Consider the following 16,759-nt stretch of genomic DNA (forward strand, 5'->3'; position numbering starts at 1 on the left):
GGCGCAAGGTGAGCAGTGGGAAGAGAGACAGCAGGTGTTGAAAGGCTTGAGTATCCATGATGGTGGCCTTCAGGGGGATGACCTATTTCAAGGTTAGCCTTTCAACACGTAATTGGGACAGCGCCATGAAAAAGGCCCCCTCGCCAACGCGAGGGGGCCTTTTTATCAGACATTCACCAGGTGCCGAGATCAGCCCTTGATGCGCTCGATACGACCGCCGAGGCCTTGCAGCTTGTGCTCGATGTCTTCGTAGCCACGGTCGATGTGGTAGATGCGCTCGACGATGGTGGTGCCTTCGGCCACGAAACCAGCCAGTACCAGACTGGCGGAGGCGCGCAGATCGGTTGCCATCACCTGGGCGCCCTTGAGTTGCTCGGTATCACGGCAGATGGCGACGTTGCCCTGCAGCTCGATGTCCGCGCCCATCCGCACCAGTTCAGGCACGTGCATGAAGCGGTTCTCGAAGATGGTCTCGGTGACCATGCCGGTGCCCTTGGCGACCGCGTTCAGTACGGTGAACTGGGCCTGCATGTCGGTCGGGAAGGCCGGGTAGGGGGCCGTCTTGATGGTGACCGGCTTGAGGGTACGACCTGTCATGTCCAGGCTGATCCAGTCAGCACCCTTCTCGATCAGGGCACCGGCTTCTTCCAGCTTGACCAGCACGGCTTCCAGCAGGGAGGGATCGGTTTTGCGGCAGGTGATCTTGCCACCGGTAACGGCGGCACCGACCAGGAAGGTACCGGTTTCGATGCGGTCAGGTTGCACGCTGTAGCTGCCACCGTGCAGACGCTCGACACCGTCGATGGTCAGGGTATCGGTGCCCGCGCCTTTGATGTCGGCGCCGAGGGTGTTGAGGAAGTTGGCGAGATCCACCACTTCCGGCTCACGGGCGGCATTCTCGATCACGGTGCGACCGTCCGCCAGGGTGGCGGCCATCATCAGGTTCTCGGTACCAGTGACGGAGATCATGTCCATCAGGATGTGAGCACCCTTGAGGCGACCGTCGACCCGGGCCTTGATGTAACCATCTTCGATGGCAATCTTGGCACCCATCAGCTCCAGGCCGTGGACGTGCAGGTTGACCGGACGGGCACCGATGGCACAGCCGCCGGGCAGGGAGACGTCGGCCGCCCCGAAGCGGGCCGCCAGCGGACCCAGCGCCAGGATGGAGGCACGCATGGTCTTCACCAGCTCGTAGGGGGCGACGTGGTTGTTCACCGCACCGGTCAGCACCGTCACGTTGCCGTTGACCTTGGTGCTGGCACCCAGCATCTCCAGCAGCTTGAGGGTGGTGCCCACGTCTTTGAGTCGCGGTACGTTGGAGAGCTGGATCTCTTCATCACACAGCAGGGTGGCGAACAGGATTGGCAGGGCGGCGTTCTTGGCGCCGGAGATGGTCACTTCGCCGTTGAGGGTGCAACGACCATCGATCTTGAATTTGTCCATTTACTTAGATACCAAATCAGGAGGGCAATAGGAATTTACGTTCGCGCTTCCACTCGGCATCGGTAAAGGCCTTGATGGAGAGTGCGTGGATGGCGTTGCTGGCGATCTTGTCCATCAGCGGGGCATAGATGGCCTGCTGTTTCTTGACCCGGCTCATACCGTCAAACATGTCACCGACGGCGATCACCTGAAAGTGACTACCGTCCCCTTTGACATGGACTTCGGACAATGGCAAGGCCTCAAGGAGTATCGCTTCAATTTCAGAGACTTGCATTATGCGTCCTCAGTGTTGGGCGGGGTTGATTGAAACAAATCGGCCACCCCGTACAGGTTGGCCAAGGTATGAAAATCACGAGAGGCGCCCACCAACCGTGGCGAGCCTCCCCGTGCCAGAGCGGCCTTGGCCCATTTGACCAACAGGGCCAGCCCGGCGGAATCCAGGGTGGTGACCTCACCGAGCTCGAGCTCGTCGTCTTGCCACCACTCCGAGCGGCGCTGCCACAGGTCAACGACCTGTGGCGCCTGCAGCTCACCGCTTAATTTCATGATTTGATGACCAGCGGCTTGGCATTGTGTTCGCGCAACTGGGCGATCACCGCATCTATGCCGTTCTGGCGGATGAGGCCACCGAGCTCGCTCTGTTTGGCGGAGAGCAGGCTGATGCCTTCGGCGACCATGTCGAAGGCCTTCCACTCGCCGGTCTTGTTGTTCTTGCGCAGCTTGAACTCGAGGAAGATGTCTGGCTTGCCGGTCTCTTTCACGCTGACGCTGACGGCGGTGATGTTGCTGTCGCTCGGGGTCTTGCCCGGCTGCACTTTGACGGTCTGCTGGTCGAAGTGGGCGAGGGCATCGGCGTAGGAGCTCACCATGTACTCGGTGAATACATTGACGAAGGCGTCGCGTTGGGCCGGGGTGGTTTCTTTAATCTGGTTGCCGAGCACCTTGTAGGCGGCGAAGCGGTTATCCACGTAGGGCAGCAACTCTTCGCGGATGATGACCCTCAGGTGATCCGGATTGCTCTTGACCTGGGCCTGATCCGACTTGAGACGGGCGAAGGTCTGCTGGGCGGCTTGATCCACCAAGGCATAGGGATCCGAGGCTTTGACCTCTGCCAGGGCGGTCACGGAAAACAACATGCTGGTCATCAGGCCCAGCAGCAGGGCGATCTTCTTGAACATGGTTACTCCTTGGTTGCTGGCGGGTTGGTGGCTGGAGAAGACTGGCTGTAGAGGAATTTGCCGATCAGATCTTCCAGCACTATGGCTGATTTGGTGTCTTCGATCATGTCACCATCCTTGAGCATGTTGGTGCCCATCTCCTCATCGGTGAAGCCAGGCGCCAGGCCGACATATTGCTCGCCGAGCAGGCCCGAGGTCAGGATGGAGAGGGTGCTGGTCTCGGAAAACTCGCCGGCGGCCTTCTGCATCTGCAGGGAGACGACAGGCACCTGGCTCTTGGCGTCCAGGGTGATGTCACTGACCCGGCCGACCACCACGCCACCCACCTTGACCGGTGAGCGCACTTTCAGGCCGCCGATATTATCGAAATGGGCGCGCAGGGTATAGGTTTCTCCTTCCGGTTTGAAACTCAATCCCGCCACTTGCAGCGCCAATGCCAGAATGGCCGCGATGCCAGCCAGCATGAAGGCGCCAACCAGGAATTCTACTTTGCTGAACTTCATCTTTACCTTATCCAAACATGACTGCGGTGAGTATAAAATCCAGACCGAGCACGGCCAGGGATGAGTGGACCACGGTGCGGGTCGTCGCCTGACTGATCCCGGCCGATGTCGGCTTGGCATCATAGCCATTGAAGAGCGCAATCCAGGTGACAACCAGGGCGAAGATCACGCTCTTGATGGCCCCTTGCATGATGTCATCCTGCCAATCGACGGCGGCCTGCATGGCGGACCAGAAGCTGCCCTCGTCCACTCCCAGCCAGTCCACACCGACCAGCTTGCCACCGAAGATGCCGATCAGGCTGAACATGAAGGCCAGCAGCGGCATGCTGATGACCCCGGCCCAGAAGCGGGGAGCCACCACCCGGCGCAGGGGATCCACCGCCATCATCTCCAGGCTGGAGAGCTGCTCTGTGGCTTTCATCAGGCCGATCTCTGCGGTCAGGGCGGAACCCGCCCGGCCGGCAAACAGCAGGGCGGTGACCACGGGACCGAGCTCCCGCAGCAGGGAAAGCGAGACCAGTGGCCCCAGGCTCTGCTCGGCGCCGAAATCCTTCAATACGTTGTAACCCTGCAAGGAGAGCACCATGCCGATAAACAATCCCGACACCAGAATGATGGCGACGGATTGCACGCCCACCACATAGAGCTGTTGCATCAGCAGGGGGAAGTGCTTGCGTGGCTGGGGGCGGCCCGCCAGCGCATGAAACAGCATGATGGTGGCGCGGCCAATGGCACTGATGACGCGCACCCCGACCCGACCCAGTTTGCTTACTTGGCTTGTCAACATCACAGATCCTGTAGCAGATCGCCTGCCGGAAAATGAAACGGAACAGGACCGTCGGGCAATCCTTTCAGGAACTGCTCGACCTCGGGGTTGTGTTCCTCACGCAGCTGATCCGGGGTGCCATGGGCCACCACCTTGCGATTGGCGATGATGTAGGCGTAGTCGGCGATACTCAGCACCTCTTTCACATCGTGGGTGACGATGACGGAGGTGATGCCGAGGGCATCGTTCAGTTCCTTGATGAGCTTGACCAGCACCGCCATGGTGATGGGGTCCTGACCGACGAAGGGTTCGTCATACATGATGAGATCCGGATCCAGCGCGATGGATCTGGCCAGCGCGGCGCGGCGCGCCATGCCACCGGAGAGCTCGGACGGCATCAGCCTGGCCGCCCCGCGCAGCCCGACGGCCTGCAACTTCATCATGACGATGGTGTGGATTAGCTCCTCCGGCAGGCCGGAGTGTTCGCGCAGCGGGAAGGCCACGTTGTCGAATACCGTCATGCCGGTGAACAGGGCACCGCTCTGGAACAGCATGCTCATCCGCTTGCGCACCTCGTACAGGCGGTTGCGGGAGAGGCTGGGAATGTCTTCCCCGTCGAACAGAATATGACCCGATTCCGGTTTCAGCTGGCCACCGATCAGGCGCAGCAAGGTGGTCTTGCCGATGCCGCTTGGCCCCATGACGGCGGTGACCTTGCCACGGGGAATGGTTAGGTTGATCCTGTCGTACAGCAACCTATCGCCGTGACTGAAGCTCAGATCGGCGATGGTGATCAGGTCATCGTTCAAACAATTGTCCATCCGGTATAAAAGAAGAGCGAATTTTATGGGCTAGTCTAGGTCTAAGCAACAGCAAGGAACAACTATTGGACGTCTATCCCCCCCAAATACACGACAGTTTTATGTAACAACTTGCATCAACGGGGTGATGGCCCCGCATCCGATTCGCTTATCTCGACAGACTTTTTTATAATCCCGCAGCAAATTTCGGCCCGGAGCTGTGCATTTATGTCTGTAAAGCCTGAGAAAGTGTCTGAACTGTTCGATTTTCGTCGCAGTGCCCGCGCGGTGCTGGACATTGAAAAGCAAGCGATTGATGGACTCTACCAGTACCTCGACGAGACCTTCGACCAGGCCTGCGAGATGGTGTTGCGCTGCGCCGGCAAGATAGTGGTCACCGGCATGGGCAAGTCCGGCCATGTGGGCAACAAGATAGCCGCGACCCTCGCCAGCACGGGCACTCCTGCCTTCTTCCTGCACCCGGGGGAAGCCAGCCACGGGGATCTGGGAATGATCTCAACAGGGGATCTCATCATCGCCATCTCCAACTCAGGCGAGAGTGACGAGATCCTGGCCCTGCTGCCGGTGCTCAAGCGCCGCGGCATTCCGCTCATCTGCATGACCGGCAACCGGGCCTCGACCATGGCCAAGGAGGCCAATGTCCACCTCTGTATCAAGGTCGAGAAGGAGGCCTGCCCGCTCGGTCTGGCACCTACCTCCAGCACCACCGCCACCCTGGTGATGGGGGATGCGCTGGCCGTGGCGCTGCTGGAGGCCCGTGGCTTCACCGCCGACGACTTCGCGCTCTCCCATCCGGGCGGTTCACTTGGCAAGCGGCTGCTGCTGCGGGTCGGGGACTTGATGCACAGCGGCGAGCTGTTGCCCCGTGTGGGGATAGATGCCACCATCAGCCAGGCGTTGCTGGAAGTGAGTCGCAAGGGCCTCGGCATGACGGCGGTGGTGGATGAGCAGGGGCTGCTGGCCGGTCTGTTCACCGACGGTGACCTGCGCCGGATCCTGGATCTGCAGGTGGATATCCATCACACCTCGATCGCCAAGGTAATGACGACCAACTGTGTTACCGTAGGGCCAGAGATGATGGCTGCCGAGGCCGTCAAGCTGATGGAAACCAGAAAGATTAACGGGTTGCTGGTGGTGGATGAGGCGAGGCGGCCGCTGGGCGCCTTCAACATGCACGACCTGCTCAAAGCCGGGGTGATTTGATGCAAGATGTACCGACCCTCTATGGTCCGGTGACGCGCAGCCAGTACGACAAGGCGGCGCAGATCCGTCTGCTGGTGTGCGATGTGGATGGGGTGCTCTCCAATGGCTTCATCTATATGGGCAATAACGGTGAAGAGTTGAAGGCCTTCTGCACCCGCGATGGGGCGGGCATGCGTGCCCTGCTCAACGCCGGGATCGAGCTTGCCATCATCACCGGCCGCAATTCCCGCATCGTCAGCGATCGGATGAGGGGCCTGGGGGTGCAGCATCTGGTGCAGGGGGCGGATCAGAAGTTGCCCCACTTCGAGGCCTTGCTGACCAGGCTGGGTCTGGAGGCATCGCAGGCGGCCTACATGGGGGATGACACCATCGATCTGCCGGTGATGGCGGCCTGCGGCCTCGGTATCGCGGTGGCGGATGCTCACCCACTGGTGCTGGCGCGCGCCGATCTGGTCACCCGCCTCGGCGGGGGTGTCGGTGCGGTGCGTGAGGTGTGCGATCTCATCTTGCAGGCGCAGGGGCTTGGCGATTACCAGCCCGAGGCGTCCGTATGAACAAGCAGACACTGCTGTTCGGTCTGCTGTTCCTGGTGGCGCTGGCGGCCTGGCAGCTCGGTGACATCGAGCTGGCGCCGGAGCCGACCACCAAGGTCGAGAACTATCAGCCGGACTTCACCGCCAAGAATCTGGTCACCACCCGCTTCAACGAGCAAGGCAGGCGGACCGAGCGGCTGGAGTCGGAATTTGCCGAGTATTTCCAGATCCTCGAGCAGGCGACCTTCGACAAGCCGGTGATCTACCTGTTCGATGAGCAGGGAGAAGCCGAATGGAAGGTGACGGCGCAGACCGGCGTGCTCAATACCGATGATAACGTGATCCTGCGCGACAAGGTGCATCTGGATGGCTTGTTGCCTGCCTCCTTCATCTCCACATTGGATACTCCTTATCTGGAGATGGATCTGGTGACCCAGGACGTGAGAAGCAACCAGCACATCAGTATCGTCGGTCAGGAGTTCCAGACCGAAGGGGTTGGCCTCAAGGGCCACCTTGGTCGTAAATATTTCGAATTACTGGATAAAGGCCATGCCACTTATTTCAATGAAAAACGTTAATCTGGCCCTCGCCGCCCTGCTGTTGTGCGGTGTTGTGAATGCCAAAGAATCCGACTTCACCCAGAAAGTCTACGTGGATGCGGTCAAGCAAGTGGCCGAGATGCAGGACAACCGCATCACCTTCAGTGAGGATGTGATCATCACTCAGGGCTCCATCAAGATTAAGGCCGACAAGGTGGTGGTGATCCGCTCCGGCGAAAAGGGCGCCGAGGTGATGACCGCCTATGGCAACCCCGCCACCTTCTTCCAGGTGCTGGACAACGGCAAGCCGGTCAACGCCCATGGCAACAGCATCCGTTACGAGCTGAAGAACCGGCAGGTCACCATCACCGGTAACGGCCAGCTCAAGCAGGAAGACAGCCAGGTCAACGGGGATCTGATCCGCTATGACATCGTCACCCAGAAGATGATTGCCGAGAGCAAGGGCCCGGCCCAGCGCGTCAAGACGGTGTTCCTGCCGGATCAGATAGAAAACTTCGACAAGCCCGCCGATCAGAAGAAGTAGGAAACGAGCCATGGCAGTGTTAAAAGCAGTTGGCCTGCAGAAGAGCTACAAGCGCCGCATGGTCGTCAGCGACGTGAGCCTGGAAGTGGGTACCGGTCAGATCGTGGGGCTGCTCGGCCCGAACGGGGCGGGCAAGACCACCTCCTTCTACATGATCGTGGGCCTGGTGCAACGGGATGCCGGCCTCATCACCATCGACGATCAGGACATCAGCCTGCAACCCATGCACATCCGGGCCCGCAACGGCATCGGCTATCTGCCGCAGGAGGCCTCGATCTTCCGCCGTCTGTCGGTGTTCGATAACCTGATGGGGGTCATGCAGACTCGCAAGGGCTTGAGCAGCGAAGAGCGGGAAGACAAGGTCGAGCAGCTGCTGGAAGAGTTCAACATCACTCATATCCGCGACAGCCTGGGGCAGAGCCTGTCCGGTGGCGAGCGGCGGCGGGTCGAGATCGCGCGCGCCCTGGCGGCAGAACCGAGATTTATCCTGCTTGATGAGCCTTTCGCAGGTGTTGATCCTATTTCAGTGATAGATATCAAGAAGATCATCCAACATCTGAAAGAGCGGGGGCTGGGTGTATTGATCACCGACCACAACGTCAGAGAGACGCTGGATGTGTGCGAGAAGGCCTATATCGTCAGCCATGGCAAGATGATTGCCGAAGGCGCTCCGGTCGATATCCTCGCCGATGAGCAGGTCAAGCGCGTCTATTTGGGCGATCAATTCAGTCTATAGTAAGGGGGCATCCCTCATTTTTGTTAGGTGACTGCCTCGCTGAACATAAGGATATCCCGACGTAGATGAAGCCGACATTACAGTTGCGCCTCGGTCAGTCACTGACCATGACGCCACAATTACAACAAGCGATTCGTCTGCTCCAGCTCTCCACGCTGGAACTCCAGCAGGAAATTCAGCAAGCGCTCGACAGTAACCCCTTGCTGGAGCAAGAGGAGAACGAGGCGCAGGAAACCAACCCGACAGAGGTGCCCGACGCCAGTCAACTCGACTCCAGCGATGCCATGGCGCAGGACAAGATGCCGGACGAGCTGCCGGTGGATACCACCTGGGACGATGTCTATTCGGCCGGCACAGCCCAGAGCGCAGGCCCCATCCACGATGGGGAAGACAGCGTCTATCAGGGGGAAACCACCGAAAACCTGCAGGACTATCTGCTGTGGCAGATGCGGCTGACGCCGTTCAGCGATCTGGACGCCGCCATCGCCCTCGCCATCATCGACGCCATCGACGACTCCGGTTATCTGACCGTCTCCCTCGAGGATATTCAGGCTGCAGTCAGCAGCGATGAGGTAGAAGTCGAACTGGATGAGGTTGAGGCCGTGCTCAAGCGGGTGCAGCATTTCGATCCGATCGGCATTGCGGCCCGGTCGGTCCAGGAGTGTCTGCTGATCCAGCTTGGCCAGTATTCGGCCGATCTGCCCTGGCTCAATGAGGCGAGGGAGGTGATCAGCGAGTACATGGACTTGCTCGGCAATCGCGATTATCGCACCCTGGCCCGCAAGACCAAGCTCAAGGAGAGCGACCTCAAGGAGGTGCTGGATCTCATCCAGCAACTGGAACCAAGGCCCGGCAACGGCATCATCCAGAGCGAATCTCAATACGTGATCCCGGACGTGTCCGTGATCAAGAAGGGCAACAAGTGGGTGGTGGAGCTCAATCCGGATTCGGCGCCGCGCATTCGCGTCAACGAGGCCTACGCGGCCATGGCCCGCAACGCGCGCAGCAGCACGGATACCCAGTTCATTCGCTCCCACCTACAGGAAGCGAAGTGGTTTATCAAGAGCCTGGAGAGTCGCAACGACACCCTGCTCAAGGTGGCCAGCTGCATCGTCGAGCAGCAGCAGGGCTTCTTCGAATACGGTGAGGAGGCCATGAAACCCATGGTGCTCAACGACATCGCCGAGGCGGTGGAGATGCATGAGTCGACCATTTCACGGGTGACGACCCAGAAGTACATGCACACACACCGCGGCATTTTTGAACTGAAGTTTTTCTTCTCCAGTCATGTCAATACGGAGGGAGGAGGGGAGTGCTCATCGACCGCAATTCGCGCCCTGATCAAAAAGTTGGTGACGGCAGAGAACCCTGCCAAACCGCTTAGTGATAGCAAGATCGCGGATTTGCTGGCCGAACAGGGTATTATGGTGGCGAGACGCACGATCGCAAAGTACCGTGAATCCTTGTTGATCCCGCCATCGAATCAGCGCAAACGCCTGGTTTAGGCAAACAAAAGGAAGACGTTATGCAAATTAACCTGACCGGACACCATGTCGAGATTACCGAAGCTCTGCGTGATTATGTGAACAACAAATTTGCCAAACTCGAGCGTCACTTTGACCATATCAACAACGTACACGTGGTGTTGAGCGTCGAAAAACTGAACCAGATTGCCGAAGCCAAGCTGCATGTCAGCGGGGGGGAGGTGTTCGCCAATTCGCAGCATGCCGACATGTATGCTGCGATTGATACCCTGCTGGATAAACTGGATCGGCAGATCATCAAGCACAAAGATAAATTAAATCAAAAATAACTATGCAACTTGAACACATACTGAGTCGGGACTGCACCAAGAGTGCGGTCCCCTGTACCAGCAAGAAACGCGCCCTCGAGATCATCAGTGAGTTGGCCGCAGAGCGCCTCGGCACCTCCCGTCAGGTACTGTTCGAGAGCCTGCTGGCGCGGGAAAAAATGGGCAGTACCGGGATCGGTGCCGGTATTGCCATTCCCCACGGTCGGATCGACGACGCCTTCGCGCCGACCGCCGTGCTGATGACCTTCTCCGAATCCATCCCTTTCGATTCCATCGACAATCAACCGGTTGACCTGCTGTTTGCATTGCTGGTGCCGGAAAGCGAGTGCAAGCAGCATCTTAAGACCCTTTCCCTGATGGCATCCAAGCTCGGCGACAAGGCGGTCTGCCGTCAGTTGCGCCAGGCGACCAGCGATGAAGAGCTCTATCAGATCATGACCTCGGCCTGATGCCGGGCACGACACAGCCATGTTGGCGTGAGGGGACAAGATGCAATTAATAGTGGTAAGCGGCCGTTCGGGCTCCGGCAAGACGGTAGCCCTGAGGGTGCTGGAGGATCTGGGGTACTACTGCGTGGATAACTTGCCGGTCAATCTGCTGCCCCAGCTGATCGTCTCGGTGGAGAGCCAGTATGACAAGCTGGCGGTCAGCATAGACGTGCGCAACCTGCCCAGCCAGCCTGATAAACTGGACAACCTGCTGGCTCAAGTACGCAACGAGGGGCGGGTGGAGTTCTCCAGCTTCTTCTTCGATGCCGACAACACCACCCTGCTCAAGCGCTATGGCGAGAGTCGCCGGCTGCACCCCTTGTCGCGCAACAAGCTGTCACTGGATGAGGCGATCCGGGAAGAGACCCACCTGCTGGCACCGCTCTCCTCCACCGCCGATCTGCGCATCGACACCACCAGCCTCAGCATTCACGACCTGAGCGAGCTCATCAAGACCCGGGTGCTCGGCAAGAAAGAGAACGAGCTGGTGCTGGTGTTCGAGTCGTTCGGCTTCAAGTACGGCATTCCCAAGGACGCAGACTTCGTGTTCGATGCCCGTTTCCTGCCCAACCCGCACTGGATCCCCGAACTCAAGCCCTTCACCGGCCAGGATGAGCCGGTCGCCAATTACCTCTCGGCCCAGCCTGACGTCATGCTGTTCATCCAGCAGATAGAGAACATGCTGGCGACCTGGTTGCCCCAGCTGGAGCGCAACAATCGCAGCTATGTGACGGTCGGCATCGGCTGTACCGGTGGCCAGCACCGCTCGGTGTTCGTTGCCGAGCGGCTGGCCAGCGCCTTCCGTCTGCTCGGCAAGAACGTGCAGATCCGCCACCGCACGCTGGACAAGCGTTCACCGCAAGTCTGATAGACCAACAGGACGCTCAGATGACAGTTTCCGCCTCGGTAGAAGTCAAAAACAAGCTGGGTATTCATGCCAGACCGGCCATGATGTTGTTCGAGCTGGTGCAGGGCTTCGATGCCCATGTGCTGCTGCGCAACGAGGACGGGGTGGAGGCCGATGCGGACAGCGTTATCGGCCTGCTGATGCTCGACTCCGCCCAGGGCAAGCAAGTGGAAGTCCAGGTGGAGGGGCCGGAAGAAGAAGAGGCCTTGGCCGCCGTAGTGGCGCTGTTCACCTCGGGTTTCAACGAGGAGTGAGCGGCGCCTCCCTTGCCGTCATGATCCGGCGCGCGCCAGCGCCTTGAAACCGGCGAAATCCCGACAAGCCAGCAGATTTCTGCTGGCTTTTTCGTTCATCAGCGCCAGGAACAGATCGTAGAGCCCCATCGCCTCCTCGTAGTCGGCCTTGGCGATGGCGAGCACGAAGATAAGGGTAGCGGTTTCGCCATTGCCCCAGTCGATGCCCTGTGGCGCCAGCACCGTATAGACCAGGGTGCGGCGCGCCAGCAAGCCGAGTGAGTGAGGCAGGGCAATGCCGTCCCCCAGCATGGTGGAGACGATGTGCTCCCGCTCGTGCAGTGAATTCCTGAATCCGCTCTCCACCAGCTCTTCGGCTTCCAGCTGATCGCAGATGCGGGCAAACAGCTGCGCCTGACTGAGGGGCTCGCTGACCACCATGAAGTGGTCGGCGTCGAAGTACTTGTCGACTAGATAGGGGCGGGTGCGGTCTATCAGCACCAGCTTGCCGAGCTGCTCCAGCTGGTACTGGGTCGGGAAGGGGGCCATCTGCACCACGGGGACGTTCTTCTCGCTCACCTTGACGGTGCTGATGACGAAGTCCTGCTCGATCCGCCCCAATCCCTCGTAATCCCGCACCGACTCCAGGCTGGTCAGTTGCAACTGGGGATATTCACGCTTGATCCGTGCCTCCAGCACCCGGAAGGTGGCATTGCCCGCGTCGCACAGCAGCAGCGCCTGGGGTGGACGGCTGTAGCCGATGTCGTGGTGGCGCTCCAGGCCGACCCCGATGTGGATCACCAGGTAACCGATCTCGTGGTGGGTCAGGTGATAGGGGGTCTGCCTGATCCACTGGGAGATGGCGGCCAGGGTGATGTCGTAGGCAAGGGGATAATACTGCTTGATGTGATCCGCCAGCGGATTGTGGCTGCCGACCTGGTATTTGATCCGCAGCAGCATGGCGCTGATGTGGGTCAGCAGATCGGCGCGCAGCTGGCCGTCATGGCGCAGATCGTAGGGATAGTGCTGGTGGATGTAATCCAGCAGGTGCTCGACCAGCTGGGCGCTCTCGGCGGCCATGGCCGCGCTGAGGTGCGGGGTATCGGCGATGAGGCGCGCCTGGATCTGGATGGCGAGGGCGCTCACCTCAGGATCTCCCGGCGGCATCAGGGTCGGCAGTTCTTCATAGATGTCGCGGGCCACCGCCGTCAGGGGCGCGGTGAGATCCTCGCTGCAAAATGCCAGCAGCTCATGGCCTGATGCCTGCCGCAGCAGGGCGACGGCGCAGTAGATGGTGAGCTGTTGCAGGCTCTCGTCCGCCAGCCGCAGCTGATGATGGCCGAGCTGTGCATGAATGCGATTGCCGATGACCTCCCGCGTCTTGCTGGGGCAGAGGTTCGGCAGCAAGCCTTGCAGCGGGTGGTTGCGAGTCTGCTCCCGATAGAGCAGTTGGGTGAGGCAGGCCCGGATCGCCGTCTCCTCCCCCTGGATGCGCATGCCGAGCCGTGGCTTGCTGTCGATATTGAGTCCGAAATGGGCGAGCCGCTCCCGCACTTCCGCCATGTCCCCCTGCAGCGCCGCCCGGCTCAGATACCAGGTATCCGCCAGCTCATCGAGCTTGATCCCCTGCTCGGCGGTGAGCAGCAGCAGTTGCAGGTGCAGCACCCGCTCACGGCTGGTGCGGGGCAGGCTGCTCTCCTGCTCCTGCGCCGCCAGCAACTCATCAAACAGCCCCTGATTGTAGATCTTGAGCTGGTAGCCGTAGCCGCGCTGGTGGATAAGATGGGCACCGTGGGTGGCAATCAGCTCGTTGAGGGTCGCCACGTCGGTGCGCACCGTGCGGGTGGAGACATTGAGGCGACGGGCGAGCTCTTCCTGTGGCAGCGGTTCGGCGTGGAGCAGGGTCAGCAGCTGATGGAGTCTGGGGTGGGGCAGCTTGGTCATGGGGAAGCGAGACTCCTGTCGCGGGATGAGGATCGATGTTAACAAGCGGGACATGCACAAGCCAGGCACCGGCCGGAAGTGGGCCGGTGCCAGTCATATCACGCCAGCAGTCGCTTCACCATGGCGAGCAGGGTGCGCACATCCTCGGGACGGGTCTGGCCGCTCTCGCCGTCGATGATGGAACTGTAAACGTGGGGGATCACCTTCTCGACCCCGGCCGCCAGCGCGATGCGGACGATTTCCTCGAAGTTGTCGAGATCGATGCCGCCGGTAGGCTCCAGCCAGAAACCGTGGCGGGCACAGGCCTCGGCTACCGCCTGGTACTCGTCACGGCAGGCGAGGCCGCCCATGGGGAAGAACTTGACCGAGCTGCCCCCCATGTCCTTGAGCAGGGCGATGGCGGTATCGATGGGCACTATGCCATCGGCCTGGCCGGCGCTCAGCGGGCCGGTGGAGATCTTCACCATGCCGGGTGTGCCGGTGGGGGAGATGAGACCGTTGACCAAGGTGTGAGGCTGACCGAGCAGCGCCCGGCTGGCGCCGACCCCGGTGAACACCTGGTTGACGTGCTGGGGCTGCAGCTGGCGGGCCAGCTCGGCCACCATGGCGGACTGGCGGGGATCGCCTGCGCCCAGGCCGATGGAGAGGGCGTTGTCGATAAGCTTCGCGTACTCACCCATGTCGGCGACGGCGGAGGGCACATCCGGGTAGTTCTTGGAGAGCACGCCGACCAGCACGTGGCCCTCGGCGGCCTCATGGATATCGACGGCATTTTGCTTGGAGCCGGCCAGCACGTTGAGGCAGACACGGTCAAGGTAGTAGTTGGGAGTAAGGGACATCAGCGGGTCTCCTGGGTTAGCTGGGCGATGGCGGCATGGATCTGGTCGAGCTGGGCCGGGCTGACGCTGCGCACGTCGATCTCGATGTGGCCCTCGTTGGCCTTGTAGCCGCGGCAGTAGATGGCCGGATTGCCCTGTTGCAGGCGATCCACCAGCTGCAGGGTGGTGATGCCGAGCCGGGCATGGTCGAAGGCGATGTCGGTGCGGGCGATGTCGCGCCCGGCACTGTCCCACACCACCTGGGCCCTGACGCCGGGCAACTGGTTGAGGCGCTCGATGAAGGGGGTCATCTTGGCCACCATGGCGGCACCACTCTCCTTCTCCTTGACCAGATAGCGCTCGATGGCGTGGGTCAGGCCGAGGATCCCCTCCTTGCCTACCTTCATGGCGCGGCCTATGCCGTTGGTCTGCTGCTTGACCCACTCCACATACTGGCGTTTGCCGAGCACCAGGCCGCTGGTGGGTCCCTCGATGGCCTTGGCGCCACTGTAGATGACCAGATCCGCCCCCTGGCTGTAGTAGAGCTGCAAGTCTTCTTCCGCGGCCGCATCGACGATGAGCGGCAGCTGGTGGGCTCTGGCCACCTCGGCGGCCTGGGCCACCGACAGAATGCTCTTCTGCACGCAGTGGTGAGACTTGATGTAGAGGATGGCGGCGGTATTGGGGTTGATGGCGGCGGCCAGCTGGGCGGGGGAGCATTCGTTGGCATAGCCTGCCTCCACTACCTTGCCGCCCCCCAGGTTGACCATGGTGCCGACCGGGGCGCCGAAGTTCACGTTGTGACCCTTGGGCAGCACTATCTCGCTCGGCACCCCGTGGGCATGGGCGTGCAGCTGCTCCAGTCGGTAGGCATCGCCGCGCACTATGACGGCGGCCACCGACTGGGCGATGCCGGCACTGGCGCAGGAGACCACCACCGCATCCTCCACGCCGAGCAGGCCGGCGAGGTAGGCGCCGGTCTTGTTGACCAGATCCTTCACCTCGAAGTAGTGGCACAGGCCGAAGTTGACCGCGTCGACCACCTCCTGCTCCGGGGTGGAGACGCCGAGGAGGGTCATGCGCCCGGAGGCGTTGATCACCGGTTTGAGCTGATATTTCTCATACACAGAAGGCATGGTGGGATTTTCCATATTGAGTGAGAACCAGGTCACCGCCCACCAGGGCGGCGAGGGGAAGCAGTTGCAGATCGCCGTGGCGGGATTGCGCCTCGGTATCCATAAACAGGGCCGGGCCGCTGGCCAGTTCGAACAGGGTCAGATCGGCATCGGCCCCCAGCTCGAGTCGTCCCTTGCCAGGGAGGCGGAGCGCCTCGGCGGCCTGGCTGGTGACGCAGGCGAGCACCTGCTCCAGCGTCATGCCGATGGCGAGAAACTTGGACATCACGTGGGCCAGGCTGTACACGGGCCCCTTGATGCGGTTCTTGCAGTAGATATCCGAGCTGATGGTGTGGGGCAGGATCCCCTGACGGATGGCGGCCTCCGCCACCTCGAAGCTGAAGCTGGCGCCACCGTGGCCGATGTCGAGCCGCAGACCCCGTTGCAGCGCCTCGCGCACCGCGACCCGCAGCTCGCCGGCCGGGGTCAGGATGCGGTTGGGCTTGCCGTTGAAGCAGTGGGTCAGCAGATCTCCCTGGCCGAGCAGGGCGACGATCTCGTCCAGCTCGGGCGGGGTGTTGCCCACATGCACCATCAGCGGCAACTGGCCGTGGGCCTGTTGCAGCGCCTTGGCCATGCGCAGCGGCTGCAGACCGTTCTCGCCCACTACGCTGCCGCTCATGCGGGCCTTGAGGCCGACGATAAACCGCGGGTGGCGGGCGATGGCGGCAGATGCCAGCCCGACATCCAGATCCCGGCTGTCGGCCAGCTCGTTCTGACGCAGCAGGCCGATGCGGGAGATGTTGAGCAGGGCGTGCACCCGGGTCTTGCAACCGGCCGCCAATCGCTGGAACGCGTCCACGTCGTCGGCGCCCGTGCTGCCGGCATCGATGACGGTGGTGACGCCGGACTCCACGCCGACCTTGTCCGGCTCATCCTGATAGATGGGAGAGGCGGGATAGCAGTGGGTGTGGCCGTCGATCCAGCCCGCGCTCACCCCGACCGCACCAGCCAGAGTGAGGGTTTGCTTCGCCTCGGCCGTCGCTGGCAGCTGGCCGAGGGCCGCAATCTTGCCGTCCTGGATGGCGATGTCGATGAGCTCGCCGTTTCCCTGGCGCCCCGCTCTGATGATCATGTCATACATGCTGATGACCTCTGAAATGCCGCCCCGA

The 16,759-nt window shown here is 61.1% G+C and carries 21 protein-coding genes; 10 read left to right on the forward strand and 11 right to left on the reverse strand.

Annotation, left to right across the window (positions count from 1 at the left end):
- Positions 1-189: 189 nt before the first annotated feature.
- From murA to mlaF, 7 genes are read right to left on the reverse strand one after another with little or no spacing between them, the layout of a single operon-like run.
- Complete coding sequence (gene murA, locus MM194_RS20095; protein WP_033132279.1) at positions 190-1,446, reverse strand: UDP-N-acetylglucosamine 1-carboxyvinyltransferase; 1,257 nt, start codon at positions 1,444-1,446, stop codon at positions 190-192.
- A 16-nt stretch (positions 1,447-1,462) separates the two neighbouring features.
- Positions 1,463-1,720 (reverse strand): BolA family iron metabolism protein IbaG, encoded by a 258-nt coding sequence (ibaG, locus tag MM194_RS20100; RefSeq protein ID WP_033132280.1) that lies wholly within the window; start codon positions 1,718-1,720, stop codon positions 1,463-1,465.
- Entirely contained in the window at positions 1,720-1,992 is a 273-nt protein-coding gene (locus MM194_RS20105; RefSeq protein ID WP_033132281.1) for an STAS domain-containing protein, read from the reverse strand. The genes ibaG and MM194_RS20105 overlap by 1 nt, the downstream gene beginning before the upstream one ends.
- Positions 1,989-2,624 carry a phospholipid-binding protein MlaC gene (mlaC, locus tag MM194_RS20110; RefSeq protein WP_241344711.1) on the reverse strand — a complete coding sequence of 212 codons (636 nt, stop codon included), beginning with the start codon at positions 2,622-2,624 and terminating at the stop codon, positions 1,989-1,991. The genes MM194_RS20105 and mlaC overlap by 4 nt, the downstream gene beginning before the upstream one ends.
- Before the next feature lie 2 nt (positions 2,625-2,626).
- Entirely contained in the window at positions 2,627-3,127 is a 501-nt protein-coding gene (gene mlaD, locus MM194_RS20115; RefSeq protein WP_033132283.1) for an outer membrane lipid asymmetry maintenance protein MlaD, read from the reverse strand.
- 7 nt (positions 3,128-3,134) lie between these two features.
- A complete protein-coding gene (gene mlaE, locus MM194_RS20120; protein WP_033132284.1) occupies positions 3,135-3,914 on the reverse strand; it encodes a lipid asymmetry maintenance ABC transporter permease subunit MlaE in 780 nt (259 codons plus the stop codon).
- Complete coding sequence (mlaF, locus tag MM194_RS20125) at positions 3,914-4,714, reverse strand: phospholipid ABC transporter ATP-binding protein MlaF (protein WP_033132285.1); 801 nt, start codon at positions 4,712-4,714, stop codon at positions 3,914-3,916. Before mlaF ends, mlaE begins: the two co-directional genes overlap by 1 nt.
- Before the next feature lie 207 nt (positions 4,715-4,921).
- Between mlaF and MM194_RS20130 the strand changes: the two genes are divergently transcribed.
- The 10 genes from MM194_RS20130 (at position 4,922) to npr (ending at position 11,731) form a co-directional block, all read left to right on the forward strand.
- The gene (locus MM194_RS20130; protein ID WP_033132286.1) at positions 4,922-5,917 is read left to right on the forward strand and encodes a KpsF/GutQ family sugar-phosphate isomerase; all 996 of its coding nucleotides are present in this window, start codon (positions 4,922-4,924) and stop codon (positions 5,915-5,917) included.
- Positions 5,917-6,471: a 3-deoxy-manno-octulosonate-8-phosphatase KdsC gene (gene kdsC, locus MM194_RS20135; protein ID WP_241344713.1), complete on the forward strand. Its 555-nt coding sequence runs from the start codon at positions 5,917-5,919 to the stop codon at positions 6,469-6,471. Before MM194_RS20130 ends, kdsC begins: the two co-directional genes overlap by 1 nt.
- Positions 6,468-7,028, forward strand: coding sequence for an LPS export ABC transporter periplasmic protein LptC (lptC, locus tag MM194_RS20140; RefSeq protein WP_033132288.1), 561 nt, complete (start codon positions 6,468-6,470; stop codon positions 7,026-7,028). The genes kdsC and lptC overlap by 4 nt, the downstream gene beginning before the upstream one ends.
- Positions 7,015-7,533 (forward strand): lipopolysaccharide transport periplasmic protein LptA, encoded by a 519-nt coding sequence (gene lptA, locus MM194_RS20145; RefSeq protein ID WP_033132289.1) that lies wholly within the window; start codon positions 7,015-7,017, stop codon positions 7,531-7,533. The genes lptC and lptA overlap by 14 nt, the downstream gene beginning before the upstream one ends.
- Before the next feature lie 10 nt (positions 7,534-7,543).
- Positions 7,544-8,269 (forward strand): LPS export ABC transporter ATP-binding protein, encoded by a 726-nt coding sequence (lptB, locus tag MM194_RS20150; protein WP_033132290.1) that lies wholly within the window; start codon positions 7,544-7,546, stop codon positions 8,267-8,269.
- A 65-nt stretch (positions 8,270-8,334) separates the two neighbouring features.
- Positions 8,335-9,774 carry an RNA polymerase factor sigma-54 gene (locus MM194_RS20155; RefSeq protein WP_241344715.1) on the forward strand — a complete coding sequence of 480 codons (1,440 nt, stop codon included), beginning with the start codon at positions 8,335-8,337 and terminating at the stop codon, positions 9,772-9,774.
- Between the two features lie 20 nt (positions 9,775-9,794).
- The gene (gene hpf, locus MM194_RS20160) at positions 9,795-10,082 is read left to right on the forward strand and encodes a ribosome hibernation promoting factor (protein ID WP_005305957.1); all 288 of its coding nucleotides are present in this window, start codon (positions 9,795-9,797) and stop codon (positions 10,080-10,082) included.
- Positions 10,083-10,084: 2 nt separating this feature from the next.
- Positions 10,085-10,531 (forward strand): PTS IIA-like nitrogen regulatory protein PtsN, encoded by a 447-nt coding sequence (gene ptsN / locus MM194_RS20165; protein ID WP_033132292.1) that lies wholly within the window; start codon positions 10,085-10,087, stop codon positions 10,529-10,531.
- A gap of 40 nt (positions 10,532-10,571) precedes the next feature.
- Entirely contained in the window at positions 10,572-11,438 is an 867-nt protein-coding gene (gene rapZ / locus MM194_RS20170; RefSeq protein WP_033132293.1) for an RNase adapter RapZ, read from the forward strand.
- Between the two features lie 20 nt (positions 11,439-11,458).
- Positions 11,459-11,731 (forward strand): PTS phosphocarrier protein NPr, encoded by a 273-nt coding sequence (npr, locus tag MM194_RS20175; RefSeq protein WP_033132294.1) that lies wholly within the window; start codon positions 11,459-11,461, stop codon positions 11,729-11,731.
- Positions 11,732-11,749: 18 nt separating this feature from the next.
- Here the strand turns inward: npr and MM194_RS20180 are convergent, their stop codons facing one another.
- The 4 genes from MM194_RS20180 to MM194_RS20195 all read right to left on the reverse strand — a co-directional run bounded on the left by MM194_RS20180 (position 11,750) and on the right by MM194_RS20195 (position 16,731).
- The gene (locus MM194_RS20180; protein ID WP_241344718.1) at positions 11,750-13,654 is read right to left on the reverse strand and encodes a PRD domain-containing protein; all 1,905 of its coding nucleotides are present in this window, start codon (positions 13,652-13,654) and stop codon (positions 11,750-11,752) included.
- 98 nt (positions 13,655-13,752) lie between these two features.
- Complete coding sequence (locus MM194_RS20185; RefSeq protein WP_241344719.1) at positions 13,753-14,493, reverse strand: KDGP aldolase family protein; 741 nt, start codon at positions 14,491-14,493, stop codon at positions 13,753-13,755.
- Positions 14,493-15,608 carry a DgaE family pyridoxal phosphate-dependent ammonia lyase gene (locus MM194_RS20190; RefSeq protein WP_241344721.1) on the reverse strand — a complete coding sequence of 372 codons (1,116 nt, stop codon included), beginning with the start codon at positions 15,606-15,608 and terminating at the stop codon, positions 14,493-14,495. The genes MM194_RS20185 and MM194_RS20190 overlap by 1 nt, the downstream gene beginning before the upstream one ends.
- Positions 15,592-16,731: an amidohydrolase/deacetylase family metallohydrolase gene (locus tag MM194_RS20195; RefSeq protein WP_241344723.1), complete on the reverse strand. Its 1,140-nt coding sequence runs from the start codon at positions 16,729-16,731 to the stop codon at positions 15,592-15,594. Before MM194_RS20195 ends, MM194_RS20190 begins: the two co-directional genes overlap by 17 nt.
- Positions 16,732-16,759: the final 28 nt, after the last annotated feature.

This window comes from Aeromonas sp. MR16 (assembly GCF_022549315.1).
GTDB classification, from domain to species: Bacteria; Pseudomonadota; Gammaproteobacteria; order Enterobacterales; family Aeromonadaceae; genus Aeromonas; species Aeromonas aquatica.